We start from the raw sequence: 25,272 nt of genomic DNA on the forward strand, positions 1-25,272 counted from the left end.
CGCTAAAGCCTTTACGTATTGTGTGACACGAGGCGCTTGTTTGGCCGACGAGCAGGTTACCTGCCGTATCGATCCGCGCCCGCTCTTGCCCGGCGCTGCCGAAGATCAAGCCGCCATAGCCCGACAGCACTGTTTTCGGATCTCCACCGCCGAGCGTAACGCCGACGGTCATGCCATAGTGCGCGATACTGTCGCCGTTTAGCGGCCACTGCTGCGAGTCAGCCAAAAAGCCGATCCGTCCTGCGCCGCTCACGGTGCTCATGTCACCGAAGACACTGAGGCCAGAGGCGTTGACGAAGGCGCGATCGGCGCCACCGGTAACGAGCGCGAGCGAATTGGGATTGTTGCGACGGATGCCGGTGTCCTGATCCGCCGCGAAGCGGAAGGCCGGCGATGCTGCCGAGCCGTCAGGAAAGAGGCCTTGCCCCACGCCGTCGCGTACCGCGGCGAAGCTGGCGATCAGCGCGGCGATAGTAATCGCGAGGTCGCGTGCGAAGCTGCTGGTCGGCTGGATGCCGTAGCTTTGCCCGCCAGCGCTGGCGCCCTGATAGGCTGGTACGATCCGCAGCTCGGTCGCGGACGGTACCGAGCTGATCTCATAAACGCGGCCGTCCGGGCCGAGAAAGACCTCGCCGGCTTGCGTGTTGGCGACGAAGTCGGTGCCCGCGCCGGTGACTACGGGCGAGCCGTTGGCGACCGAGACGGTGCCGGCGCGATACCAGGGCATATTCTTACTCCTCGACGGATACGATGCTGAGGCGCTGGCTGGAGCCGTCCTCGATGATGCCGAAGCCGCGCGAGAGCACAAGCTGCACGGTGCGGTCGGAAACGGTCTGTGCGGGGTCCACGATGGTGAAGCCCCCGCCGATCGTAGTGGTGAAGGTGGCGGTGCCGGGTGCATCGCCCGGCGTCGGCGCGGTGCCGGACATGGTCAGCGTCTGCGTGTCGAAGCTCACCTGCTTCAGCTGCTCGTAGTTGCCGCCAGCAAACGCCCGCTTGAGCGTGATCGTCGACGCGGGCTGCTTCTGCGTGACGGCGCCGAAATAGTCGAAGCCGTCGTCTGTCGTGGCGTTGTACCGCTGCGCGTCGGTGTTAAAGTCGCGCAGGCCATCGCTGTCGGGATTGTAGAACTTCACCCGCCGGAACGTGTACGCCCAGCTCGCGATGTAGCGCACCGGCTTGCCGTTCGAGCCGAAGCGGGGAAGCTCGGCGACCGCATCGGCCGCAAGGCTGGGGTTCGTAGCCGGCACCGTCAGCGATCCAGCCGACAGACCACCGCCGAAATATGCCTGCCCGGTGGTCGGCAGGAACATCTGACCGTTCGTGCGGCTGCACTGCTCCAAAGGCATAGTCGGGCCGAACCACAGCAGCAGATCGCGCTGCGCTCCGAAGCCGACGCCGCTGGCCAGCATCATCGTGCCGGTGTCCATGATGATGCGGCCCGCACCCATATTCAGGTCGATGTTGATGGCGTTGAGGCTGCCGCGCCCGTTTGGTGAGCCAACCAATTGCGTGCCGACGAGATTACCGTTGACGTCGATCGCGAAGGTGCGCGTCGCCATGATGTCGCCGTTGGCCTTCACCACCGCCTCGATCAGGTCCGACACCGTCGCTTCGCCCAGGTCGCCGAGCTTCACCCGCACCTGCTCGATCAGCTTGGCGTTCGCCTCGTCCGCCTTCGCCGTCGTCTCGGTCAGCCGCCCGACCGACGCGTTGACGGCCGGCAAGCCGGTGTCGGGATTGGTGATGACGCTTTCGAGCCCGTCGACGCGCTCGCCCATCGCGCCGTCACGATCTGCGCTCAGCTTCACCTCATCGGCCAGCTGCGCGCGCGTGGCGGCGAGGCCCGCAGCAGGATCGCCGAACTCGGCCACCAGAGCGTCGACGCGCTCGCCCATTGCGCCGTCACGATCGGCACTCAGCTTCACCTCATCGGCCAGCTGTGCCCGCGTCACCGCCAAGCCGGTTGCAGGGTCGTCGATTTCGGCCACCAGCGTATCGACGCGCTCGCCCATCGCGCCATCCCGGTCTGCGCTGAGCTTTATCTCGTCGGCCAGCTGCGCGCGTGTCACAGCAAGCCCTGTCTCGGGATCCTCGACGGCAGCTTCCAGCAGCGACAGCTTGCCCGTGGTTGCCTTGTCGCGGTCGGCGCTGAGCTTCTCTTCCTCGATCAGCCGCGCGCGCGTGGCGGCGAGGCCGGTCACAGGATCAGCGACCACCGCTTCCGCAGCCCTGATCCGCTCGGCCAGCGCCTGCGTCGTGGTGGCAAGAACACGGCTCGTCTCGACGATCGCGGCTTCGGCCGCTGCCATGCGCACCAGCAACGTTTGCCGGGCGGCTGCGCTCGCCGCCTCGTTGGTGACCAACGATGTCGCGAACTCGGTCTGTATCTGCACTAGCTGGTCGCGTCGGGCGCGGCTGTCGATATCGCCGTTCACGAGCGCACGCAGGATCGCTTCGTCGCTCTCGTCGGCACGACCGACCACCTGCCGGATCGTCGTCTGCGTGCGGGCGACGCCGCCCGCGGCCGTCAGGATCGCCTCGGCGTTCTCGCCGATCGCCGCGGCCTGATCCTTGCTGGTGACGCCGAGCGCGCGCACATCGGACGCGATCGCCTCGTCGTCGGCGATGCGGGTCGCTGTCTCACGCAGCGCCATCGCGCGTACGTCGCCGACCTCGGCCGCGAGCGCGAGCCGCGCGCGTGCCTCGGTCAGCTCGCCGGCGACGATCCGGGTGTACACATCCTCGCGGACCTCGGCCGCTTGCACGATCTGGCGACGGACCGCCTCGTCGCCCGACAGCGATGCCCGCATCGCCGCAGTCGCGGCGTCGTCAGCGACAATCCGCGCCTGCCGGATAGTCAGCGACAACCCGGTCGTGTCGCCGACCGTCGACAGCTTCTCCGATATGGACTGCACCGTTTTGCCGAGATCGTCGAACGTCGTCTTCTCGACCTTGTCCTCAATCTCGCCCGCCAGCGCGTCGATCTTTTCAGACGCGTCCGTCACGCGCTTGTCGACCTTGCCCAGGTCGATCACCTCGGCCTTGGTCACGATTGAGCCGGACAGACCATCAATTGTCAGCTCGGCGGTCGCCAGCCGTTTGATGATCGGCTCCAGCTCGGCAACCTGAGCGGGATCGAGCACCGCGAGCGCGATCTGCTCGTCAACGTAGGCAGAGTCCGCCTTCAGCGCGATCGTGCCTCTCTGCGCGTCGATCGCGAGCTCGGCACGCGCGATCCGCTCGGCCTGCTGGTCGATGGCGTAGAGCCGGGCGATGCCGGTCACTGGATCAATATCGATGCCCGCATCGCGGATCACCTGCCGCGTGCGCGCACTCTCCATCACCTGCCGCAGCAGCGCGTCGTCGATCCGACCAGCCGCACGTTCGGCCTGCCGGATCAGCGCGTCGTGGTCGATGGTGACCTGGCCAAGCTGCTCGAGCGTCTTGTCCTGCCCGACTGCGGCTTCCTTGAGCGCGTCGACATCGCTCACCACCGGCTCGATCGCGTCGACGCGCTCGATCAGCGACGGCACCTTCTCGATCGTGAGAAGGGCCGAACCAACGGTCGCGCCGGGTCCGAACGGCGCATCCGGCTTGGCGGTGTTGGTCGCATTGTCGGCAGGCTTCGTGCCAGCGGGATCGGCAACATCGTCCCAATTCACCAAGCTACCGAGCGGCTTCAGCTTCGCGGCCGCGCTCATGCCCTCGATCGAGAGCAATAGCTTGCTCAGCGTCTCGCCAATCTCGACCGAGGCTTCCTTGAAGAAGCCATAGATCGTCAGCGCTTCGACCCCGTCCTGCCCGATCCATAGACACGGCCGCGCACGGACGTTGGCGATCCGTGCCGCGACCACGTCGACGGCCGCGCTGTCGAGCAGCGCGCGCGCCGTCATGTTCTTTGCGAACGCGCGCTTGACGATCGTCACCTCGCCGAAGTCGTCGATCTGCTTGCGGCTGAAATCGGTGATCGAGGCAGTCGGTGACGCTTCGGTGATCCCGAGAGCAGCTAGACGGCCGATCAGCAACGTGCCGATCTCGACGGTCGCCCCTGCGCTTGCAGTGATCGTCACGGCAGCGCTGCCTCCGGGCAAATCGAGGAAGGTAACCGTGCCTGATCGTACCTGAGCGGTTCGATCGTAACCGGCAGTCTGCACACGCACGGCATCAGCCTTGATGTCGATCAAGGCGATGGCTTCCACCGGCCCGACCGAAACGGTAACCGCGATGCGCTGGTCACCCCGCGTCACGGTGCCGAGCGCGTCATCGAACATTGCCCAACGGTTGGTCGGTCCGACATCAAGCCAGGCGCTCGCGTCAGCAGCCGGACTCTTACCAACATTGAGCGGGATCAGGCTCTCGTAGAGGCGGTGCGCTGAACCAAGCATCACCTGCGCACCAGCCGGGTACGTCGTGCCAGCCGCCCACTCAGGCGCGTCATTTTCCGGCACGCTGGACGCCGTCAGCGCTGCGTCGGTCACCTCGGCGGGGGTCAGCAGGCGGAGCGTGGAAGTCTGCTCGCCCGGCGCGGGATCGATGGCGCTGTCGAGCATAACTTCGGTCGACACCAAGCCTTCAACGGTGAGCGTGCAATAGCTGATCGGGGGCATGGCGAGATCGAAGCTGAGGTCCTTGTAGAACCCCGTCATGCGCAGGCTCGCGAAGCGATCGTCGGCGATCCACTCGGCAGGCGTCGAACGCAGATCGGCAAGCCGGCGCTGGACCGCGTCAACCTGATCGAACGGCAGCGCCAGACGCACCGACATCGTGCGCGAAAAGCCGCGCTGCACGACCGTGGTGACGCCGAAGTCGTCGGTGACGCGACGACTATAGTCGACGATGCCGATCGTCGGCGCCGCCTCGGTGATGCCGAGGTTGATCACTTCCCCGGCTTCGGTGATGACCCTCACGCCGCGACGCTCGCGATCGTCACCGCATTACCACCGCTCTCGGCCGTCACGTCATCCAGCTTCTTCGCGACCTTCGCCGTGTTGCCGGCGATCACGGCGAGCGCGGAGGTCAGGTCGCGTTTCATGCTGGCGGTTTCTTCCTTCAGGTCACGGATCACCGATGCCACATCGTCGTTCGCCGCACCCGACACGGGAGCGGTGACGCTGGTCGACATGGCCTCAAGAATGGCGCGATCGGGGCTTGCAGCCGGCGTGCTGGCAGGAAGCCCGTTCAGCAGGCCGTAGGTCGCCTCTAGGCTTGCGGCCGTCTGCGCCTGCATACGCGCCAGTTCCTGTCGGCTGGTGGCCATCTCCGCCGCTGCGTTGAGCAGCGACTGCGACAGACCGGGCAGGCTCTTGGCGGCATCAAGGTCGCCTGCACGTGCCGCGGCGGTCGCGGCGTTGAACTGACCCATGAGCGAGGCGAAGGTGTCGCCACCCCCATTGTCCGTCAGCCCACGGATGCGCTTGACCTCGTCCATGATGCTGTCGCCGACCGAGGTCCAGGCATCGCGCAGGTCCTTGGCGGCATCTGCGGCCTGCTTGGCATCCTCGATCGCCCAAATCTGCTGCTGGAGCGCGCGGTTGCTTTCGTCCAGCTTGGCGAGGTCCAGCGCCCGAAGGGCAGCGGTGTCGCCGTTCAGTTCGAGCAGCTTGCGTTCGAGGTCCTGCCGTTCGGCGAGCACGTCCGCGGCACTCTTCGCGCCGGCCATGGACTTCTGAAGGTCCGCGAACGCGGGCGCGAGTTGCAGAAGGGTTGCGTAGGTCTGCTGTCCCGCCGTGGTGGTCAGGTCCTGCGCCTCGACGAGCGCGCGGAAGGCATGAAGCGTGGCCGGCATGGTCAGGCCCATGCTCTCGAACACGCGCCCCAGCTGTGCCGTTTTGGCCGCGGCCTGCTCCGCCTCGCTGAAGTAGGTGCCGAAATAGGCCTCCATAGCGTTCGTCAGATCACCCACGCTGTCGAACTGATCGGCGAGGCCGAGCTTGGCATCGATCGACATGGCGCGCGCGCTTCCCCCGATCAGGTCGAGCGACGACGACACGGCTTCCAGCGTCGAGGCGACACGCACCAGCGTCTCGAACGCACCTTCACCCGCCTTCTGGAAGCGGGCGATGCCGGGGAACGCCGCCTCGGCCATGCCATCGGCCGCGGCGCCGAACACCGCCTCAAGCTTTTCCTGTATCTGGGTGCCGGTCAGCCCCTTCAGGTCAATCTTGCCGATGTTGACGACGAAGCCGTTCAGGCGCGCTTCGACCGCGCTGGTCGCCTCGCCGAGCGGCGCGGCCGCTCCCGCGATAGCGGACGCGAAGCTGCCGAGGATAAGGGTAAACTGACGTTCCAGATCGGCGTCGGCCGCGCCGAACTGCGTCGAGGTCTTGGTGCTGGTGGTCAGGCCGAAGAACTTCTTCTTCTTCTGCACGTCGCTGTAGGTCGACGCGTCGAAGCCGTTCGACAGGATGCTACCGACCGACTGCGCTCCACCATACAGACCCGAGGCGAGGACGGTCGTCTTGCTGCCGAACAGCGAAGACAGGAACCCGCCGATCACCGGGACCTTGCCGAGGATCGAGCCGATCACGTCGGACTTGAAGCCCTCGATCACGCCGCTGGACGCATCGACGTTGCCCGAGCGCACGAGCACCGCCGCCAGCCCGCCGATCTGATCGTCGATCGAGCGAAGCGACCCCGCCATCTGGCGCGCAAACACCGACGTGACGGTGTCGATCTCGCGCAGCTGATCGATCGAGCGCTTCAGGCTTTCGCTCTTCGCGTCAGCATCGCCCAGCACCGTTCCGGTGCCCGTGTTCGACTTGGGAACGGATGAACCGCCACCACCGCCACCGAAGATGGCGACACCTGCCGCAACCAGCGCCGCGGCCGTTGCGGCCATCGCGGCGATGTTGGCCGGGAATGGCAGCTTCGACTGTGTCGCCACGCCCTCGGCGCCGGCCGCGGTCGCCTTTGCGGCAGAGTTGGCGACGAAACCCAGCGTCTCGGCTGCGTTCTGCACCATCGCCTGCACCGACATGGCGAACTGCGCGATGCGGAACGCCTTCTCGGCCGCCCCGAGTGCTTTGTACCCGGCCGAGCCTTCCTTGAAGAACCTCTTCGCCGCGGCCGACATGTCTCCGTAGGCGCCGATCTGAAGCGACGACGAACGGATCGCGTACAGCTGCTGCTCGTGCGCGATTGCCGCCTGATTGCCCGCCGCCTTGCGGATCGCCGCGTCGTGCGCCTGCTGAAGGTTCGCTTGATCCGCGTAGAACGCGGTCATGATCGTCAGCGCGTCACCGATCGATGCGCCAACCGACCCGAACGCGTCCGACATACCGCGAGCCGCGCCCTGCGCTGCGTGATCGATCTCGCCGAACAGGTCGGAGGTGTAGCCGAGCGAGGCGTTCCATGCGTCGGTCGCTTCCGACACTTGCAGCTGTGCGACGGCTATGTCCGCCTGCTGCTGTATCCACGCTTCAGCCTTCGGCCCGGTCCAGTCCTTTCGCGAGGCCTCCTGCGTTGCGCGCAACACCGCCAGAGCGCGAACACGCACCGCCTCGGTCGCGCCGACAAGCCGCAGTTCCTCGCGCAACTCGGCCAGCCGGTCGTTGCCGTCGATCGTCGCCGTCGCGATCTGCGCGGCTCGTTGTGCATCGGTCAGCCGGTCACGGGCCGCCCGCTGCTCTTCCAGCGCCTTCGTGGCTTCCTGCGTACCCTTCAGGTCCTTGACCGTGCGAGCCGCTTCCAGCGCGGCGAGCAGGGGAAGATCGGCCAGCCGCTCACGCAGGAGGACGTTGGCGCGCTCCGTCGCAATCGAGCCATCAGCCACGCCTGCGTTGATCTGCTCTTGGATCAGCGCCTCGTCGCGCAGTCCAGCCGTCGACTTCGCGCTGTCCGCGACCCGCTGCGCCACGGAGAGCCGGACCTGCCGCGCAACCGCTTCTTCGATGTCGGCGCGCTTCTTGATCGCCTCGCTCTCGGCCTTCACGCGCGCTTCGGCGATCAGCGCGGCTGCGCCTGACACACCGTAGGCGTCGGCCAGCTTGTACAGGTTGCGGATTTGCGCCTCGGTCGCGGCCGCCTCGCGCGCGAGTTGATCCGCATGGCGGTCGGTCTTCGGCTTGGGTTCGTTGTTAAATCCGATGCTCTTCGCGATGCGCTCGCGCGCGTTGCCGATCGCGGCCGTTTTGATCCGGGCGCCCAGCTTGGTCAGGTACTTGTCCGCGGCGTCATACGCCGCGCCGTACGTCTTCTCGATCAGCTTGGGATCGCCCAGCCCGATCATCATCTTCCCAAGGCCGAGAAGTCCGCCCTTCTCGACCTCGTTGAGGTACGATCTCGTGCCGGCCACGCCCGCGTAGAGCGCGGCAAGCGCCTTGCGGCCGTAGCTGGTCATGTCGTCGAGCACGCTCTTCACGCTGCTCGACATGCCTTTCATGTCACCGACGAACGCTTCGGCCACATCATGGCCGACCACGCTGAAGATCGCCTTAGTGGTATCTCCCCACGTGACGGTCTCGTCCTTCAGCTTGTAGAGTTCCTGCTTGGTGGCGTCCGCGCCGCCCGTGATGTCGCCGAGGTCCTTAGTCAGCTGATTGTTCGTGACGCCCTCGTTGACCCAGCGCACGAACAGCGCGAGCCCGGCGCCAGCCGCGGCGACGAAGCCGATCAGGGGGGCGAAGCGCAGCAGCAGCCCGCCTAGTTCGAGCGCCAGCCCCTTGGCGCCGCCCTCCGCCATCTGAAACACCTGCACGATCTGCCCCGCCTGTGTGGCGAGGATCTGGAACGGGGGAGAGCCGGCCGCAGCCATCGTCGCCACGTCGTTCAACTGGAACGACAGCTGTGTCAGGGCACCGCTACCGCGCTTTGCTGCTACCGTGTTCGTGTCCTGCACGACGGTATGGGCGTTCAACCGCTCAGTCAGCACCGCCTGCTGTCGGATGTACTCGCCCTCGGCGATGGCGCCGGCCTTGAACAACCGGGTCGACTCGGCGATCTCGTCGTTGACCCGCTTGGTCGCAGCATAAAGCGGATCGGTAGACAGCCTCAGGCGCTCGGCCGCGGCCGCATTGGCATCGATCTCGCGCGACGCGGTCATGCCGGCACGTGCCGCGACCTGAAACTGATTATACGCGAACGCCGCGTCGCGCAGGGCTTGCGCCTCGGCTTCATGCGCGACCGCGGCCGCGCGCGCGTCCTCTTCGCGGGCGATGGCCATGCCTTCGCGCGCGGCGCGCTCGAACTGATTGTAGGCAAACGCAGCGTCGCGGACCGCCTGCGCCTCGGCTTCACGTGCCACAGCCGCATCGCGCGCATCCGCCTCGCGAGCGAGCGCCATGCCGCGCCGCGCTGCGGCCTCGAACTGATTGTATGCGAACGCGGCCTCACGCACAGCCTGCGCCTGCGTCTGTGCCATCGCCGCAGCCTCGGCCTCGGCGTTGACCAGCAGCTGTAGCTCGGCGCGCAGCCGGCCCGCCAGATCGCTGTTCTTCGTCCGCTCGGCCGCGAGCGCCGCTTCCTCGACGCGCATGGCACGCACTTCCTCGCGGCTCTTGCCGAAGGTCGCGTTCTGCTTCTCCAGCTGACGCACCAGCGCCTCGCCGGCACGCTCGGCGTTCGCCGCTTCCTTCGCGGCCGATCGAAGCGCGCGTGTCGCAGACGCGTCGAGGGTGCGGAACTGGGCGGAGGCCTCGGACATGCCGAGACCGCCGTCGACCGCCTTCTGTAGGCGCTGGAACTCGCGCACTGCGTTGGCGCTGGTGGTGCCGATCAGATCATCGAGCGTCTTCAGCCCGCCGAAGCTGTCACCGAAGTTGATGACGAAGTCGACGCCCAGATCGGGAGAGCCGGTATCCATGCTAAACCCTCCCTTCCCGTCAGCCGAGCACCGCTTCGAGGCGGGCCTGCTCGGTCTCGATTGACTGCTGATCCGGCCCTGTGTGCCAGGGCGCGGAACGGTTCTCGCTTTCGGCGAGCTTGCTTTCGGCGAGGTACGCAGCGGACAGGCGTCGCAGCAGTCGCGCCTCCCAAGGCGCGAGCCGCACCCACGTCGCTTCCTGCCACGCCACGATCTCGCGCCAGCTGATCGGCACCGCACCCATGCCGCCCGCTTCGGTCGTGCCGATCTCGATCAGGCGGTCGATGATGTGCGGCGCCGGATTAGGCGGCATCTTCGGCGTGATCTTCGCCTGCTTCAGCGCGTCGAGACGGCTCACCTTCGCGTGCGCCGCCTCGCTTTTGCCGCGCGCGCTGTTCGGGTCCGGCTTCGGCACGGCGTTGAGCCATGCCATCTGCCGGACGTAGAGCGTCAGCTCGTCTGCGATCCGGGCGTGAACTTTCCCCAATCACCGACGAACTTGATCACCTGTTCCTTGATCCAGCCGAGCGCAGGGTCCGCATAGACGCCGATGTGCAGCGCGCGGCCGGTGAGCGGCTGACCATCTTCGCCGTCATGCTCGATGTTGCGGAAGTCCTTGGTCAGGTCGGCCAAGTCCTCGCTCGATTCGACGCGGCGCTGCTCGATCGGCACGTGCGCCAGCTTGTTGTCGTTGTCCTGCATGCGCTTGATCGTGCGCGCGGACTGGCGTTCCTCGATCCGGGCGTACTCGGGCGAGCCGGGGCCGAACAGATCGATGCCGACCGGCGTCTTGCCGTCGTACAGGTGCGTTCCATCCGGCCCCTTCAGGTGCAGGAAAGCGGTGGCCGATACGGCGAGCGTCTTGATCTTCATGAGTATCCTCGCGGGGGATGGCGCACCGACCCGCCCCGCGACCCGCGACGAGCGGGGCGAGCCGGTGCATGGTGGTGATCGGCGTCGCGGGCGCCGAAACTGATGGATGGCTAGGCGGCGGGCGCCTTGATCACGTCCGTGCTGATCTCGATCGACGGGTTGGCCATGACCATGCTGTTCGCGGCGCCGACCGTCTCGGGATAGCCGAAGACGCGCCCGCCGAAGAAACGACGCGCGCCGTTCGGGAGCGTGACCCGAAAGGTGTAGAGCTTGCTGGTCTTGTCGTCGGCCGCGGTTCGCAGCAGCGTCTGGCCGGCGTCGTCGTCGTCGTGCGCCAGCTGCGGAGCAATTGCCCCCGAGTTGCTCGGTCCCTTGTATTTCTGAAGAGGGCCGTCGAGCGGCTGGAAATTGACGACTTCGGTCGTGGAGCCGAACGCGCCCAGCTGCTCGACCTGTCCGATGGTGGTGAAGCTGAGGGCCGAATAGCCGGCCACATCGAGCGTGGCAGGCGAGGCAACGGAGATCGCGAGCTTGGAACCCGCGGCAGTCATCGAGGTCATGTAGGAACTCCCTTGGAGCAGGCCGGCGATGCCGGCGGGTCAGTCCTGCCGCGGGCAGGAAAGCGGGGTTAGGCGGCGTCAGGCTTAGCGGCGTCGGCCTTGGGCTTCTGGTCGGACACGAGGCCGGCAGCGGCGTAGTTATCGATCACGCCCGGTTCGGCGTTGATCTCGTCGCCCAGCTTGTACGCTTTGGACGTGCCAGCGTCCTTGAAGTCGCGCGTTGCAAACGCCTTCTTCGTGGCGGGGGTCGACATGCGTGTTCTCCTCACTGTGGCGCGTCGAATGACACGCGAAAATCCTGCGTCTGCTCGAAGCTATCGGCTGGCCCGGCCACGTCCGGGCCGGCGCCTGCCGTCAGCACGGCGACGCGGTTGAAGTCGGCGATCATGCCGGTGCGACCTGCGCAGGCCGCGACGATCAGCTTCATGACTGCTTTCTGATCGCGGTAGCTGGCGGCGCGGACGGTGACCGACACGCGATCGGTGGTCGGCACGTTGTCGCCGCGCTCCAACGCCTGCCACTCGCCCGAAGACACGGTGCGCACCAGCAGCGCCGGTAGCTTCACGCCGTCCGGCAAGCGACCGGCCTTGATGCGATCTTCGGGCACCAGATCACGCAAGGCTTTATGCGCCGCGAGTAGCGCACCGATGATCGAAACGCCGCTCACTCGTCACCCTCCTGCGCTTCCGGCTCGGCGACGACTGCGCCGCCCTTGATCCGCGACAGCACGTATTGCTTTGCAGCACCGATCGCGTCGTCGCCCTTCCGGTCCAAGGCGGGACGCAGGAACGGATAAGGTCTCGCACCTTCGTGGAAGACAGTCGTGCCGACCGGCTTTCCGTTGATCACCAGCGAGGCCTTGTGCTCATCGCTTCCGGCCCGGTTGATGCGCCCGACACTCATGCCGCGGCGCACGCTGTCGTCGACACTGATGAAGTGCGGATCGGTGCCATATTCCAGCCAGGTGCCGACCGATCGCGCGAAGCCACGCTTCACGGTGACGGTCACCCGCACCTGCTCAGCGTCGATCGCCGACTTGGCCGTGATGTTGGCACGAACAAGGTCGGATCGGACCTCGGCGCGCGCTTCGTCGGCGATCACCTTTCCGCCCGCCCGCCCGGCTCCGCGGAGGACCTTCGTAAGTTCCTCGGGCAGGTCGCGGAGGTAGCGCGAAACGGCTTCGCGCCCGCGCACACCAGCCATCAGGCGGCGTTGCCGGCAGAGGTGTAATCCTCCGCCATGACCTCGATCCCGTCCCGGTTGCCGATTACAGCGGGGCCGGCGACGATCTGCATGACGCGATCACCCATCACCAAGCGCATCGCGGCAGTAAGGTCCTCGCGGTAACGCATCCGAATGCGAGCAGGCCGCGCCGTGACGTTGATCCCCTCGGCCAGTTTCTCGCCACGGCTCGGCAGCGCATCGACGACGCTCGCCCACACGGTCGCAACCTTCGTCCAGGCGCCGGAACCGGCACCATCAAACGCGCCGTCAGCAACCGGCCGCTCAATCGTGACCCGATCGCGCAGATCGCCAGCAGCAAGTCCGACCATCAGGCGATCACCACATCACGGAAGGGTCCGCACAACGCCTCCACGCCAAACGGCACCGCGCTCATCGCCACAGCCGCGGATGCCTCACGATTACGATAGAAGTGGGCGAGCATCATCAGACAGGCCGTCACGAGCGACGGTGCTTCTTCAGCCACGTTCTCGAACCCGGCGGTGAACACCACGCGAATGCTTTGCGTGGCACGCGGCACCCGATTGGACACCAACACGAGCGCAGCACCAGCCAATCGCCATGCAGCGGCGTCGAGCGGCACGCTCGCGGAACGCTCGTCGAACGCCTCGACGCTTTCGATCACTGGATCGACACCGCGCGGCAACGTCAGGCGACAATCCACCCGGTCGGGCGACCACACGAATTGCCGGCGCGACAACGCGCACGCCGTGTAGCGTTCTACCCAGTCGATGGCGGACGCGCGGAGCGCTTTCACCAGCTGGGTGTCAGCATCGTCCGCCTTGACCTGCGCCATCGCAGTTTCGAGCGGTATGATGCTGTCCCAGTCGACCGGGGCGGCAGATCGCAGATTTGTCGCCATGCTGCCGCCCCTCTCGATTACTTTGCCTTCGCCGGCTTTTCGGCGGGCTTCTGCTCCTGCTGCTCGCCCGCAGGCTTCATCGCCTCGGCAAGCTGCCCTTCCAGCGTCGTGACGCGCGCCTTCAGGTCGCCAACCTCCCGCTCGGCTTCGGCGCGGCCATTGTCGGCAGCACCAAGGCTGGTGTTCAGACCGGCGATCTGGTCACGCGTCGCGGCATGGGCGTGTCGTTCAGCTTGAAGGTCGTCGAGCGCCTGCTGCAGCTTCTGCGTGAGGTCACCGCCTGCCGCGTTGGCGGTCTCCAGTTCGAGGATCAGCCGGTCCACGTCGCTCGCGATAGCCGCCGTCTGCTGATCGCCACCGATCAGCGCGGCCGTTCCCGGCCCGCTGGTAGCCCGCTGCGGCGTGTCGAGACCGAGTGCGAGTTCGCCCGCACGGCCACCCAACACGCTGGCGCGACGCTCGCCGGGGGTCACCACCTGCGAAACCGGCGCGGCCGGCGTGATCGGCAGATGATCCTGATCGACCAAGCCGCCGTTGGTTACGAAGCCGGCGACACCCAGGCGGACGAAGTACTGCTCGCTGTCTTCGGAGCGCTTGACCTGCTCGCCGCGCTTGAACGTCTCGGGCGGCAGCGCCCGCGTCTGATAGTCCTGAAGGAACTCGATCATTGCACCCTCCTTAGCCGACCGTCTGGGCGACGGTGTTGGTCTGGTTGGCGCTGGCCGCGCCGTAGCGAGGATCGAAGCCGAGCACGAAGCCGGCGATCTGGCTCGCAGCGCCGCCCACGGTCAGCGACAGACGGACGAACTTGAAGCCCCCATTCTTGTCGAGGTCTTCCGGTCGAACGTTGATCTCGACCTGCGTATTGTCGCTCGCGGCCTTGGTCAGCTGCGCGATGGTCGATCCGGGCACCGCCTTGGCGTTGCCGCCCGCGTTGTCCGTTGCCTGCTCGATGACGGCGTCAACGGTTGCAGCCGCGCCGAGAACGCCCACCGCGAGGATTGCGAGCAGCGAATGAAAGGTGCGCGCGTCGACCCACGGTGTCGTAACCGTGCCGACGTTCGCCTGAGCGGGATTGATCACGGCCGCGATCCCGGCGCGGGCCGTAGGGTTCAGATTGCCGAACATATTGGGTCCTTCTGGCTCCGGCCGCGACCACCGCGACCGGCCGGCGCCGCGGCGCCGGTCGGGCTGGGCTTCAGGCGCGCTCGGCGAGCGCGACGAAGTGCGACTTGGTGTTGGCGCCCTGCGCGGGCGCGACAGGCTTTCCGAGCACGGGCTGACCACCGATGCGGAACACCCAGCGGAACGCGCGGATGTTGTAGTCGAAGTACAGGTGGATCGAGTCCGCGAAGCTGACGCCGTTCTGCTTGCGGAAGGCCTCGTAGCCGTTCGGATTGACGAACTGGAGGTCGCCGTACTGCCCGATCGAGCGCGAATGCTCGTTGAAGATCACCGGCCGACCCAGCAGCGTACCACCCGGCGCCGCTTGATAATTCGGATACCAGAGCGGCACGCCCGCGTCGGTCTTCAACTCCATCAGCGCGGGCAGCGTATCGCTGTTCGCGAGCCAGCTTGCCTGCGTCGGCATGATCATGCGCGAGAACATCTTCGCGATGTTCTGACGGACGATCGACGCGGCGGCCTGCCCGCCTTCCTTGGCGACCATGATCGTCGCCAGCGATTCGAGCCAACCGAGCGGCTTCTCGACCCCGTCGCCGTACATGAACGCGTCCGCGGCCTTCCACCGGATCGCGGAAGCGGCATGCGTGGTCAGCAGCGTCGAGACGCGCGGTGCGTCTTCGAGCAGTTCCTCGGTTGCGAGTACGAAGGCGTAGAGTTCGCCCAGCTTGGTCTCGCGCGGTGTGAGCTCCATGCGGCTCGGCTGCATCTGCTCGCCTTCCGACCGCCATGCGGCGCGAATGCCGCTCGATCCCCACGGCGTCGTCATGTCGCCCAGACCCACGACGCGATTGGATGCGGTCGGGTCGGGCGAGATCAGGTCCATGATCGGATCGTTGCCGTCGTCGAAGACGAGGTTGACGATCTGCTGGCGAAACTCGGCTGGGACAAGGTAGCTGCCGGCCGCGTCGCCCTGTTCCATGTGGACGTTCGCCGGAGCGGCGAGGCGATCGTCCAGGCGGAAGTTTTGACCGGCCGCGGGATTGGCGACCCGCACCGCCTGCGCGAACTCGGCAAGGTTAGCGAAGCCGCCATTCTCCGGTGTCGCAGTGAAGGTGATGCGCGGACGCGGCTGCTGTTGCTGACCAGCGGTGCCGGGCGTGGTGCCCGTAGCGCCACTGCCGACACCCGACGCCAGATCAATCGATGCCTGCGCACGGTCGATCCGGTTCTTCAGACCGTTGGCTTCCGCCATGTCCTTGTCGTGGTCGGCCTGCTCTTCGGCGGTGAGATCGCGATTTTCGCCTTCAGCCTTGTCCAGGCGGGCTTGAACGCGCGTCGAAATACGCTGTGCCTCGGTCCGCAGAACCGCGATGTTGACCGAACCCCCGCCGCCTTGGTGTCCCTCCGGTCCGCGCATGTAGCGGCCGTGACGGCGCTCCACGGCCGACATCGCACCGATCGAGGCGACCGCGGAGCCGGTCGCCAGAAGCATGAACTTCCGCATATTGTCATCTCCTGACCCGCAGGTCGTCTGTCGGGCGCGCACGCCCACAAAGGGCGGTGCCAGATGGCATCGCCCCACTTCGCCCCTCGCGGGGATCCTCAGAGTGCTAGTGCAAGCTCCATCGCCGCAGCCTGCTTGCGCATCAGCGACAAGCGGGCGCGGCTGGTGTTCAGCTTGGCGACCACGTCGCGCAGCGTCGCTATGCCGTCGATTGCGCCGCTCGCCTGCGCGCGCGAGGCCGAGAATGTCTTACCCGTGCCGTGCACCGCGGCGACCTCGCCGATCGGCATGCCGCGCCCGCGAGCGATGGCGGCCGCGAAGGCGACGTTCGACTCGTCGACGCCTTCCTGTATCTCCGCCCGGTCCTCGTCACTGAGCGGCGCATGCGAGTGACCAGCGATCTTGTCGGGGTGCGACGCGATCAGCGTGGTGACCATCCCGATCTTGCTCTCGAACCCGGACATGTCGGTGTGACCGGAGCGCACGCCGACCGAGCCGACCTCCCCGCTGGTGGTGCAGTAGAAGGCGCTCGCCTGCGTCGCGAGCCAGTATGCAGCCGAGAAGCAGTAGGGGTCGGCGACGGCGACGACGGGCTTCGATGCTCTCGCCTCGAAGATTGCGTCACCCGCTTCGGCGCAGCCCCAGACATAACCGCCGGGCGAACGGATCGGCAGAACAATTGCGCCGACCTTGGGGTCAGCCGCGAACTCGCGCACGCGGTCGGCGATCACATCGTAGTACATGCTGCCACCCAGCCCGCGCGGCGCGAGCAGTCCGGTGACCGGCATGATCACGGTTGCACCTTCGCGGATTGGATCGGCCGTCTTCGCGGCTTCGCGCGTGCCGCCCATCATCGCCGCGAGATCGCGAACGGCGTCGGGCAACATGGCGTCGATCGATCCGCGCTTCAGGACCGCTTCGAGGAACGCCGGGTGCATCGCCCAGAGCGCGGACGTGGCGAGCAGCTGATCCATTCTACTGTACCTTGTCCTGCGGCGCCGTTTCTCCACCCGTGAGGGTGTCGGCAGCGCGGTTGCTGTTGAGCGGCGCACGAGGATCGTCCGCCCAGTCCTCGTTGATCTTCGGCTGGCCGAACCACTCGGTGCCGATCGTGTTGACGCTCAGGATGCCGGCCGTGCGGGCAAGCACGGCGTTGCGCCACTGGGTCGCACTGTCGCCGCGCAGCATGCTGTCGAGGTTGAACTTCGCCCGCACGCCCTGCGCCCGGATAGCAGGCGGCAGCATGCGAACGGTGATCGCCTGCTCCATCCGCCGCGTCAGCGGACGCAGCGCCCAATTGACGAAGCTGCGTGTGTCGTTCTCGCCGTTGCCGGCGTTGCCGCCATCGTCGCCGATGATCGAGCGCGGGATGCGCCAATAGCGCCCCATTTCCAGCGTGCGCTGCTTGATCAACTCGACCAGCTGCGCGTCCGTGTTCGACGCACCGATCGCCTGATACTTCACGCCCGCTTCCAGCACTGGCGTTCCACCGCGACGCCAGCGAGCGACGCCGTCCTTCAGACGGTCGGCCGATTCCTGCGTCAGCGACTTGTCGGTCGAGAGGACGCCGGATGGCTTGCGATCGTTGCGGAAGAAGGCACGCGCACCGACCTCGAGCGCGAGCTGGAAGTCGATCGCGCCCTTTGCCTGCCGCCACGGCGTGATTGGACGCAGACCGCCATCCGCCAGCGTCGTGAACCAGAACAGTTCCTGCGGCAGCAAGCGACGCATGCCGCGATCCGAATGGTAGCGCACCGACATGCTGCGCTCGCCCCATTCGGACGTGACACGCGTCGGATCGAGCGGCCAGACCTCGACGCCGTCGAGACCGACGACCGGTTCTGCGAATGCCTCGCCGCGTAGAACGGCCGTGTACGCCATCGCCGCCCAGAACTCCGCGCCGGTCTGGAGCGGGTTCGGCTCGTAGGCAAGCGTCTGCGCCACCGGAAAGTCGTCGCGCCGTCCGGCGTCATCCTTGAAGTCGAGCGCGAGGCTTCCGACCGCCTCGGCGATCAGCGAAACGCAGAAGTAGACCGCCGCAACACGCGCCGCGGTCTCTGCCGTATTAGCCTCCACTGGCAGCGCCGACAGCAGCGACCACGTATCGTTGCCGAAGAAGCGGCCATCGGTCACGTTGGACGGCGCAGGACGGCTCGGCACGACCGGAGCCACGTTCGTCATCATCGCCGGCCCGTGAGCCGTGCTGACCACGTAGCCGGCATTGCGCCGGTAATCGTCGGGACTCATCAAAGCACCAGCATTGGGCGTTGGTCATAGACGAAGCCGACCGCGGCCTCCGGGTTCTCGCTCATAAGCATGACGGCGTTGAACATGGCCGCGACCGGGTCGATCTTCGCCGACGGGGATTGTTTGGTGATAGCCACGCCACTTGCTCCCCTCGGTTCCTGTTTCAGATTGCCGATGCACCAGGTCATCAGCTTCGTGCCGCCGTGGCGCATCACACGCGCCGCGACCTTGCGCGCCGCGCCCTTGATCGCGCTCGACAACTTCCAGCCCTGCGGGATCGCCCGCAGCTGGTCGTCGGTGAACCCGCAGCGCGAGAGCTCATCGACGATCGCGGCGACCCCGGCCGGGTCCAGCCCGATCGCGCCGCGGTCCGGCAGCAGGCCAGCGTCGCGCACTCGCACGAGCACCTCGACCACGCCGCGCACGTCCTCGGTCAGGTCCTCGGCGTCTTCCGCGTCTCCGTCGCTCACCGCTGCCAGATCGTCGTCGGCGGGCATGGCGCAGCGAACCAACGTGCCTTCGGCAACGAACTCGTCCAGCTTCGTCGCGATGTCAGAGCGACGATCCCACACGATCGACCACGCCCAAGCGCAGACCCACACCAGCCAACGCTTGCTGCCCTTCTCGCGGCCAATGATGCAGAGTCCGAGCAGATCGTCCAGCCCACCACCATCGACTCCCGCGACCGCGACCTCGCTGCGCCGGATCAGTTCGTCGAGCGACACGAGCGACACGTCGGCCGCACGGTCCCAGAACTCGGCGCCGGTCCAGCGGTCACGCGAGAGCCGCATGCCGATCTCGACGTTCAGATACTTGGCCAGGACGATCTGTGACGACGTGTCGCCGTCCTCGCCCTTCCCTTCCTTCGCCTGCCGCAGCTTGCGTTGGATGAAGCCGACCGACTGTGATCGCCCGAGGTTGGGATTGGTGACGTAGAAGTTGTCGGGGTCGAGGTATGCTTCGTCGTCGCGCATCGCCCGCGGCCACTCGTAGAGCATGCCGAAGCTGCGCGGATCGGCGATCGTGCCGTCGCGAACCCCCCGGAAGTAATCGAGCTTGTCTTTGAACACACCAGCCGGCCGTTCGTCGCTGTGCGTTGTCAGGTAGATGACGAAGCCTTCCGGCCGCGACGCCAAGCCGCCGGTCGCTTCCTCGAACATCGCCTCGGCGTTCGCCCGCTTGCCGAACAACCATAACTCGTCGACCAGCACGAACCCGGCCTTGCTGCCGCCAACAGTCTGCGAGTCCGCGGCGATCACCCGCAGTTCCGCCTTGGTCTTACGGTGCCGGATCAGCCGCTGGTTATCAACCGGGTGCAGCAGCACGCGTAGTTTCGGATCGGCGCGCACCATCGCCGCGGCGGGCGCGAAGCTGTTGTTCGCGATCCGCTGCGTCGGCGCGAGGATGCTTAGCGCCGCCTCGTGCCGCCAGTTGCGGATCAGCGCCGTCAGCATGATCCCGGCCGCGATCGTCGACTTGCCGTTCTTCTTGCTGATCAGGAGCATGTACTCTTCGATCAGCCGGTTCCCGCTGGCGGCATCGTAGGCGCCGAAGATCGCCGCCACGAGGTCGAACACGAACGGCTCGCACGCCTCGCCAAAGGTCGGCTGGCCTGCCACATCGACCATGCGAAGCGACTTGAACACGCCCAGCGCGCTCGCCGCCTCATCGGGGAACAGCGGTGCGAACGGCACCAACGACTGCCGCTCGATGATGCGGCGTTCCCAATCAGGGCACGCGGTCGACCAGACGGGCTGCTCGACCATGATCAATGCACCGCCGCGCCGGGTGACGGCGGGGTCTCGTACAGGCCGGTCAGTTCGTCAGCGGCCTGCTGCAACGTTTCCTTCTTGCCCTTCGGAGCCGGCGCACGCGCGCCGCCCGACACCTGATCGGACAACTGATCGAGCTTCGCCTTCTCCAGGCGACGCCCGAGTTCCTTCTCGGCCGCGACGCTGCCCGCCTTCGCGCCGTCGTTGAGGCGGGCAAGCTGCACCATCTCGAACCGAAGCGCGGCCGCATCGCGTTGCGCGACCTCGGAAGAATAATGCTTGCGAAGCGTCGGCACCGACAACCCGATCACCGTTGCCGCCTGCTTGACCGTCAGGCCGCGCGCAAAGCCCAGAAGCACCTTGTTCGAGTTTTCGAGAGACCAGACATGTTCCGGTCGCCCGCGACCTTCCTTGCGCGGCTGGATCGGGTCACCGAACAGATCGACGCCCGAAAAATCGTCCGCGGCCAAAAAAAATCTCCCTGTGGGGACGTTAGCGGTCCGGGAGGCGGCGCCCTGCCCGGCTTTCGACCCCCCCCTACCTGCGCAGAGTTACGCGTCGGCGCGGCGTTCCTCCGCCTGCTTCACCTTGTTGTGGCAAGGCGAGGCGCACAGCGTCCAAAGGTTGCCTGCGTTAAAGAACAGCGCGCGGTCGCCGCGGTGCGGTGTGCGGTGATCCGCCACCAGCTGCGATGTCTCGACCTGCGGACCCTTGCCGCACATGCGACAGGTGAAGTGATCGCGCAGCAGCGTCGCTTCGCGCAACCGCTGCCACTCGGCCGTCTTGTACCAGCGCCGGGCTTCGCTCTGCGCACGCTCGCGGTCGTATGCCTGCCGATCACCCGCTGGCCGGCCGATGCGCGATGCCATCGGCGTCAGCCGAGGCCGAGGCGTTTTCAAGCGAGCCATGTCAGGACACCACAACGCACGAAGGGCGCCCGAGCCGAAGCCAGAGCGCCCTTCGTGAGGATCATCGGGAGAGGGTGTCCGCCGCGCCTACACGCCACGCCGAACATAGCGGTGAATAGGCGCGCTCCCCGCTAGAGACCGAAAACAAAATCTGACCTGCGCTGACATTCTAGGGCTTGACGGTGTCTAGCGGTGGATTTCTGCGGGTTTCAGCCCCTTCGCGAGTTTCGACGTGATCGTTGACAGCGCAGCCCCGTACCGCTTCGCGAGCGTATCCGGGTGTCCACCCCATCCGAGCACGCGCGCGGCCGACACCCACGACGGCCGTGCTTGATCGCGGTCGAGTTGAGACAACACGACGCCGACCAGCTTCCGATCGCGCGGGTTCACCCAGGCCATCCAGCTAAGCGCTTCGTCCATCCGGTCGACCTCCACCGCGCGCAGACCCGGCAGGCGGCGCGGCGCGTCCATCTCCATGTCGCCGTAATCGCCGAAGGCATTGTGCCGCATGATCTCCGGCCACATCACCTTCGCGCGCATCCAGCCCGCTTCACGGTCAGGTGTGCGTCGCAGGAACCCCCACATCTCGATCAGTCGGGCTTCAGTTTCGACGAACGTGGTGATCCTTCCAGCCGCGGAACCTTCCTCGGCAATCCTTCCATAGATCGTGGTTTCATAACTCATTGGTTTATCCACCTTTATTCTTACTCATGGAAGGTTCGGAAGGATTGGAAGCATTGTTGTATATTTTGCCTCATGTGTGCCTGCGCATGCGCGCATGATGTATGAGAATTGTGCGCAGAAACCTTCCGACCCTTCCGAAGGCGCAGAAATCCTCGCCTTTTTCCTTCCGGTGATCCTTCCGCCACCCTTCCGAACCGGAAGGATCACGATTGTCAGCCGTCATAGCGGCATGTCGTCTCGCCACTCGCGTTCGGGCGGACGATGCGGCGGGTCGGCTCCATCATGCGCAGTGGTGTCGAACTCGTCGCCGAGACTGCGCGGCTTGCCATCGCTGTCGACGAAGTCGTGCACCTCGCGCACTAGCCGAATACCGAGCCACTGCATCCCGTCCGATTGCTTCTTCTGATAGCCTTTCTCGGCCAGCGCGTTCGAGAAGCCCTTGTTCGACCAGTCCCGTTCGCCAGCAGCCTTGCACCACGCAACGAACACCTCGTGCAGCTTGGACGATTGAACCCTGCTTTCGGCATCCTCGACCACGCAGAGCCGCAGGAAGCGCGCGAGAGGATCGCTGGCGTCCCGGTAAGCGCTTGTCGCTTCGGTGACGCTCTTGGGCTCCACCAGCCCGTTTTCGAGATAGTCGATCAACCCGGCGACCAGCCGATTGAGAACGCCCGAGCCTTCCTCCGCCTTGATCTTGTTGACCAAGTGCGGGTCTTTTTCCGGCCAGTTGGCGACGCCGGGCTCGGGTTTCTCGATGTTGCGAAGCCACGACACCAGCTTGAGGCGCCCCCAGATGCCGTCATCGGTGTCGGGAATGTCGAACTTGGAGTTGCCCGATATGATCAGCTTGAACTGCGGTTCGAGGTCGAAGAACCCGCGGTGCAGCATCCGCACTGGCAGCGGTTCGCCACCCGTCACCAGCTTGATCAGCCCGCTATCGAGACGTTCGTTGCGGCCCGGCTCCGACGATCGCAGCATACGAACGCCGCCCAGCTTGGCGAGATCGGGCGAGGCCTGATCGCCTCGTTTCTTGATGCCCTGATCGAGGAATGATCCGATCGGTATCGAGCCGCTGTAATCGCCCGCGACGTGGTGCCAGCTTTCGATCGTCACACCCTTGCCGTTGCGGCCGCGCCCGTACCAGAACCACAGCTTCTGCTCGCCGGCATCGCCGGTTAGCGAATAGCCGCCCACCTGGTGCAGATAGCGCCGCATCGACGCATCAGGCTGCGCCCACTCGATCATCGTGTCGTAGCGCGGTGCCGTGGCCTCCGGGTCGTAGGTGACAGGCGACAGCTTCGTCTGCATGTCATCGCGGTTGTGATCCGTCAGATCGACGATCGCCCTTTTGCGGCCGTCGTGATCCTGCTCGACCTGCAATCGCAGCGTGCCGTTCATGACGTTGATGGCATAGCGATCGTGATCAAACCGCTCGATCGGGACCGTCAACCAGCGCCGGGCGAGCACCGCCACGGCCGCGGGCTTCCCGGTCGTCTCGGACATGCGGCCCCACGCGCTGATCTTACTCGACAGAAGCTCGAACGTCTTACCCTTCGGTATCCACCGATCCAGCCCGTGCGGATTACCCTCGTCATCGAGATCGAGGCGCTGATCCTTTCCGTTGTTCTCCCGCACCAAGTCCCATTTGACGCCGGTGTCGGCAACGAAGCGAGCCTCGTCCTGAATAGCGCGCACCGTCTCGAACACGGCCGCGATCACTTCGGCAGGAGGTGTCTTTTCGTCCTGATCGAGCACCTTCCAGCGGCGATTATCCCAGCCGAGCCAACCCTTCGCCGTCGTGAACCGGAAGTTGGCGCCGAACCGATCGCGAAACCGCTCAGCGATCCCAAAGTCCGTCATGGGATGCCCAATGCAGCGCAGCGTCGTCGCGATGCTGTCGACATCGAACCCGCGTGCAGCACCGTCGTCGAGCGCGCGATCGATGTCGGCGTGACTGACATCCGCCACGCTTTCGTAGACGGCCCAAAGCGCCTCTTTGGCCGTCCCTTCGTCGAGCATCCCAACCGAGATGCGACGACCGACGCTAAACGCGAGGCGTGTCAGCGCCGATTTCGTGCGGTCGACATGCTCCAACCTGCGCATCAACCACGCGGCCGCGACTTTTCGCGCCTGCGCCTCGCCCGCTTCCCCCAACACTTGCAGGCCGTCCACCCTTCCAAGCCGGAAGGATCGCTCCGGTTCTGCCGTCGCAGGCGCCGGGCGGGGCGGCTGGCGCGCGCTACGTTCCGCGCGGGAACGGGCAGCGGCCGCGATCTCTCCGAGATCGCGAGGGCTGCTGAGACCGGCTGTCCAGCCGCTCGTGATCGTTGCGAGCAGCTGCGCATCGTCGTCGTTGCCGGGATTGTGCCGCGCGGCCGCTTCGACGCTTGCACGAGCGATCGCTTCGTCGAGTGCTCCGGCTGCGACCAACGTCGCGACCTTGAATGCCGCTTCGTTCAACTGACCGTTTCGTTGCCCGGACGGCGCCGTGCGGATCGTCTGACACTCGCCATCGAGCGCCACGAGGGCATACTTGCGCACCGCCTCGTCGACCGCACCCTCGCGCACTGCCGGCGACGAACGGCTCGGCTCGGCCGACCGTGGCGCAAGCTTCGCCTGTTTGCGCGATCTGAGGATTTCGATCAGCTCGGCGGGCGCGTCGGCAATGGCCGCGTCGTCGCGCCAATCGCCGCGTCGCTCGATCCAGCGATACTCGCCGCTCACCCGATCGTCGGTGATGACCTTGGAAGGAGGCGCGATGACGTAACCGCCCAGGCCGCGCACGTCGACGTGCTCGGGCAGGTTACCGCGATTGCGGATCGGCTCGCCCTCGGGTTGTCTAAACCAGACGTGGACACCGCCTGACGGCGTTCGCGAGGTCAGCGACGCCGGCAGCGGCACACCCATTTGCGCTTCGAGATCGGCCTTCAGCTGTTCCAGCGTCCAGCTGCGCGTGGTGACTTCGCCTGTCGATTCGTCAACGTCCTCTTCGGTGCGCGGATCAAAGTCGAGCGCGAAGCACCCGTTGACGCCCATCGGCACGCCGATCATCGCGTCGGGGTTCTGGCGCCACCACGACAGAATACGGTCCTCTTGCGTGACCGCATCCTTCAATCCCTGTCCACCATAAGGCGCTTTCGCGCGGAACGTGCGCGTCTTGCCGCCGGCACCCCCTATCACGAGCGTTTCGTCGCGTTCGCGGCACGGGAACACCGGCCATCCGCGACGCGCAAATTGGATCGCCGCCTGACCCATTACAGACGGCAGATTGGTCGACACCTGTACGTACCCCCAATGAAGCGAAGGTGATCAGCGCCGCTGCCGCTGATCGTCCGGTGATTGTTCGAGCCATGCCCGCGCTTGCCGGCCGAGTTCGGCCCGATCGCGAAAACGGCCGCTGCGCTGTGCTACCATCAAGGCCGATCGCATCGCACGAGTGAGACGCTGCCAGCAGGTCGAACAGACCTCCTGCCCGACCTGTCGCACGCGGCCACACCCGTGCGTCTCGCAGGAGCGGGCGCGCGAGCTGCGCATCAGGTCCGCGCGCCTTGATCAAGGTTGATTGCGTGACGCTCCAGCCGAGCACGAGCTTTAGCGGCGCGAGACCATGCCGCTTCCCGCACGCGACCGGTTTCATCGGGATCGCGAGCGATCTCGATGTTGTCGCGGTAGCTGGCGAAGGCGCTCAAGATC

21 protein-coding genes and 1 pseudogene are annotated in these 25,272 nt (G+C 66.1%); all 22 read right to left on the bottom strand.

What is annotated here, in order from left to right; all coding sequences use genetic code 11:
* Window positions 1-727 (bottom strand): annotated as a pseudogene (locus QZ847_RS04135) (hypothetical protein); the annotation flags it as partial.
* A gap of 4 nt (window positions 728-731) precedes the next feature.
* Window positions 732-4,910: a hypothetical protein gene (locus QZ847_RS04140; RefSeq protein ID WP_294353311.1), complete on the bottom strand. Its 4,179-nt coding sequence runs from the start codon at window positions 4,908-4,910 to the stop codon at window positions 732-734.
* Window positions 4,907-9,802 (bottom strand): phage tail length tape measure family protein, encoded by a 4,896-nt coding sequence (locus QZ847_RS04145; RefSeq protein WP_294353313.1) that lies wholly within the window; start codon window positions 9,800-9,802, stop codon window positions 4,907-4,909. Before QZ847_RS04145 ends, QZ847_RS04140 begins: the two co-directional genes overlap by 4 nt.
* A 19-nt stretch (window positions 9,803-9,821) precedes the next feature.
* The gene (locus QZ847_RS04150; RefSeq protein WP_294353315.1) at window positions 9,822-10,217 is read right to left on the bottom strand and encodes a hypothetical protein; all 396 of its coding nucleotides are present in this window, start codon (window positions 10,215-10,217) and stop codon (window positions 9,822-9,824) included.
* 35 nt (window positions 10,218-10,252) lie between these two features.
* A complete protein-coding gene (locus tag QZ847_RS04155) occupies window positions 10,253-10,675 on the bottom strand; it encodes a hypothetical protein (RefSeq protein ID WP_294353317.1) in 423 nt (140 codons plus the stop codon).
* A gap of 110 nt (window positions 10,676-10,785) precedes the next feature.
* Window positions 10,786-11,235: a phage tail tube protein gene (locus tag QZ847_RS04160; RefSeq protein ID WP_294353319.1), complete on the bottom strand. Its 450-nt coding sequence runs from the start codon at window positions 11,233-11,235 to the stop codon at window positions 10,786-10,788.
* A 68-nt stretch (window positions 11,236-11,303) separates the two neighbouring features.
* Window positions 11,304-11,489, bottom strand: coding sequence for a hypothetical protein (locus tag QZ847_RS04165; RefSeq protein ID WP_294353321.1), 186 nt, complete (start codon window positions 11,487-11,489; stop codon window positions 11,304-11,306).
* A gap of 11 nt (window positions 11,490-11,500) precedes the next feature.
* On the bottom strand, window positions 11,501-11,902 hold the full coding sequence (locus QZ847_RS04170) for a hypothetical protein (RefSeq protein WP_294353323.1): 402 nt from the start codon (window positions 11,900-11,902) through the stop codon (window positions 11,501-11,503).
* A complete protein-coding gene (locus tag QZ847_RS04175) occupies window positions 11,899-12,438 on the bottom strand; it encodes an HK97 gp10 family phage protein (protein WP_294353324.1) in 540 nt (179 codons plus the stop codon). The genes QZ847_RS04170 and QZ847_RS04175 overlap by 4 nt, the downstream gene beginning before the upstream one ends.
* Complete coding sequence (locus QZ847_RS04180; RefSeq protein WP_294353326.1) at window positions 12,438-12,788, bottom strand: phage head closure protein; 351 nt, start codon at window positions 12,786-12,788, stop codon at window positions 12,438-12,440. Before QZ847_RS04180 ends, QZ847_RS04175 begins: the two co-directional genes overlap by 1 nt.
* Window positions 12,788-13,273 (bottom strand): head-tail connector protein, encoded by a 486-nt coding sequence (locus QZ847_RS04185; RefSeq protein WP_294353328.1) that lies wholly within the window; start codon window positions 13,271-13,273, stop codon window positions 12,788-12,790. The genes QZ847_RS04180 and QZ847_RS04185 overlap by 1 nt, the downstream gene beginning before the upstream one ends.
* A gap of 83 nt (window positions 13,274-13,356) precedes the next feature.
* Window positions 13,357-14,007 carry a hypothetical protein gene (locus QZ847_RS04190; protein ID WP_294353330.1) on the bottom strand — a complete coding sequence of 217 codons (651 nt, stop codon included), beginning with the start codon at window positions 14,005-14,007 and terminating at the stop codon, window positions 13,357-13,359.
* 10 nt (window positions 14,008-14,017) lie between these two features.
* Window positions 14,018-14,467, bottom strand: coding sequence for a hypothetical protein (locus tag QZ847_RS04195; RefSeq protein WP_294353332.1), 450 nt, complete (start codon window positions 14,465-14,467; stop codon window positions 14,018-14,020).
* Window positions 14,468-14,537: 70 nt separating this feature from the next.
* On the bottom strand, window positions 14,538-15,968 hold the full coding sequence (locus tag QZ847_RS04200; RefSeq protein WP_294353334.1) for a phage major capsid protein: 1,431 nt from the start codon (window positions 15,966-15,968) through the stop codon (window positions 14,538-14,540).
* 98 nt (window positions 15,969-16,066) lie between these two features.
* Window positions 16,067-16,942: a S49 family peptidase gene (locus tag QZ847_RS04205; protein ID WP_294353336.1), complete on the bottom strand. Its 876-nt coding sequence runs from the start codon at window positions 16,940-16,942 to the stop codon at window positions 16,067-16,069.
* 1 nt (window position 16,943) lies between these two features.
* A complete protein-coding gene (locus QZ847_RS04210; protein WP_294353337.1) occupies window positions 16,944-18,215 on the bottom strand; it encodes a phage portal protein in 1,272 nt (423 codons plus the stop codon).
* Window positions 18,215-19,981: a terminase TerL endonuclease subunit gene (locus QZ847_RS04215; RefSeq protein ID WP_294353339.1), complete on the bottom strand. Its 1,767-nt coding sequence runs from the start codon at window positions 19,979-19,981 to the stop codon at window positions 18,215-18,217. The genes QZ847_RS04210 and QZ847_RS04215 overlap by 1 nt, the downstream gene beginning before the upstream one ends.
* Before the next feature lie 2 nt (window positions 19,982-19,983).
* A complete protein-coding gene (locus QZ847_RS04220; RefSeq protein ID WP_294353341.1) occupies window positions 19,984-20,457 on the bottom strand; it encodes a hypothetical protein in 474 nt (157 codons plus the stop codon).
* A gap of 81 nt (window positions 20,458-20,538) precedes the next feature.
* Window positions 20,539-20,856 carry an HNH endonuclease gene (locus tag QZ847_RS04225; protein WP_294353342.1) on the bottom strand — a complete coding sequence of 106 codons (318 nt, stop codon included), beginning with the start codon at window positions 20,854-20,856 and terminating at the stop codon, window positions 20,539-20,541.
* A gap of 225 nt (window positions 20,857-21,081) precedes the next feature.
* A complete protein-coding gene (locus QZ847_RS04230) occupies window positions 21,082-21,579 on the bottom strand; it encodes a DUF6362 family protein (RefSeq protein ID WP_294353344.1) in 498 nt (165 codons plus the stop codon).
* A 219-nt stretch (window positions 21,580-21,798) separates the two neighbouring features.
* Complete coding sequence (locus QZ847_RS04235) at window positions 21,799-24,834, bottom strand: phage/plasmid primase, P4 family (protein WP_294353421.1); 3,036 nt, start codon at window positions 24,832-24,834, stop codon at window positions 21,799-21,801.
* 278 nt (window positions 24,835-25,112) lie between these two features.
* Window positions 25,113-25,268 (bottom strand): hypothetical protein, encoded by a 156-nt coding sequence (locus tag QZ847_RS04240; protein WP_294353346.1) that lies wholly within the window; start codon window positions 25,266-25,268, stop codon window positions 25,113-25,115.
* Window positions 25,269-25,272: the final 4 nt, after the last annotated feature.

Source organism: uncultured Sphingomonas sp. (genome assembly GCF_913778135.1).
GTDB lineage: Bacteria > Pseudomonadota > Alphaproteobacteria > Sphingomonadales > Sphingomonadaceae > Sphingomonas.

Excerpts from the sequence above, each read along its gene's own strand:
- QZ847_RS04165 (WP_294353321.1), bottom strand. The coding sequence starts at position 11,489 with ATGTCGACCCCCGCCACGAAGAAGGCGTTTGCAACGCGCGACTTCAAG.
- QZ847_RS04205 (WP_294353336.1), bottom strand. The coding sequence starts at position 16,942 with ATGGATCAGCTGCTCGCCACGTCCGCGCTCTGGGCGATGCACCCGGCG.
- QZ847_RS04235 (WP_294353421.1), bottom strand. The coding sequence starts at position 24,834 with ATGGGTCAGGCGGCGATCCAATTTGCGCGTCGCGGATGGCCGGTGTTC.
- QZ847_RS04160 (WP_294353319.1), bottom strand. The coding sequence starts at position 11,235 with ATGACCTCGATGACTGCCGCGGGTTCCAAGCTCGCGATCTCCGTTGCC.
- QZ847_RS04225 (WP_294353342.1), bottom strand. The coding sequence starts at position 20,856 with ATGGCATCGCGCATCGGCCGGCCAGCGGGTGATCGGCAGGCATACGAC.
- QZ847_RS04155 (WP_294353317.1), bottom strand. The coding sequence starts at position 10,675 with ATGAAGATCAAGACGCTCGCCGTATCGGCCACCGCTTTCCTGCACCTG.
- QZ847_RS04230 (WP_294353344.1), bottom strand. The coding sequence starts at position 21,579 with ATGAGTTATGAAACCACGATCTATGGAAGGATTGCCGAGGAAGGTTCC.
- QZ847_RS04175 (WP_294353324.1), bottom strand. The coding sequence starts at position 12,438 with ATGGCTGGTGTGCGCGGGCGCGAAGCCGTTTCGCGCTACCTCCGCGAC.
- QZ847_RS04210 (WP_294353337.1), bottom strand. The coding sequence starts at position 18,215 with ATGAGTCCCGACGATTACCGGCGCAATGCCGGCTACGTGGTCAGCACG.
- QZ847_RS04215 (WP_294353339.1), bottom strand. The coding sequence starts at position 19,981 with ATGGTCGAGCAGCCCGTCTGGTCGACCGCGTGCCCTGATTGGGAACGC.
- QZ847_RS04190 (WP_294353330.1), bottom strand. The coding sequence starts at position 14,007 with ATGATCGAGTTCCTTCAGGACTATCAGACGCGGGCGCTGCCGCCCGAG.
- QZ847_RS04185 (WP_294353328.1), bottom strand. The coding sequence starts at position 13,273 with ATGGCGCAGGTCAAGGCGGACGATGCTGACACCCAGCTGGTGAAAGCG.
- QZ847_RS04145 (WP_294353313.1), bottom strand. The coding sequence starts at position 9,802 with ATGGATACCGGCTCTCCCGATCTGGGCGTCGACTTCGTCATCAACTTC.
- QZ847_RS04180 (WP_294353326.1), bottom strand. The coding sequence starts at position 12,788 with ATGGTCGGACTTGCTGCTGGCGATCTGCGCGATCGGGTCACGATTGAG.
- QZ847_RS04195 (WP_294353332.1), bottom strand. The coding sequence starts at position 14,467 with ATGTTCGGCAATCTGAACCCTACGGCCCGCGCCGGGATCGCGGCCGTG.
- QZ847_RS04200 (WP_294353334.1), bottom strand. The coding sequence starts at position 15,968 with ATGCGGAAGTTCATGCTTCTGGCGACCGGCTCCGCGGTCGCCTCGATC.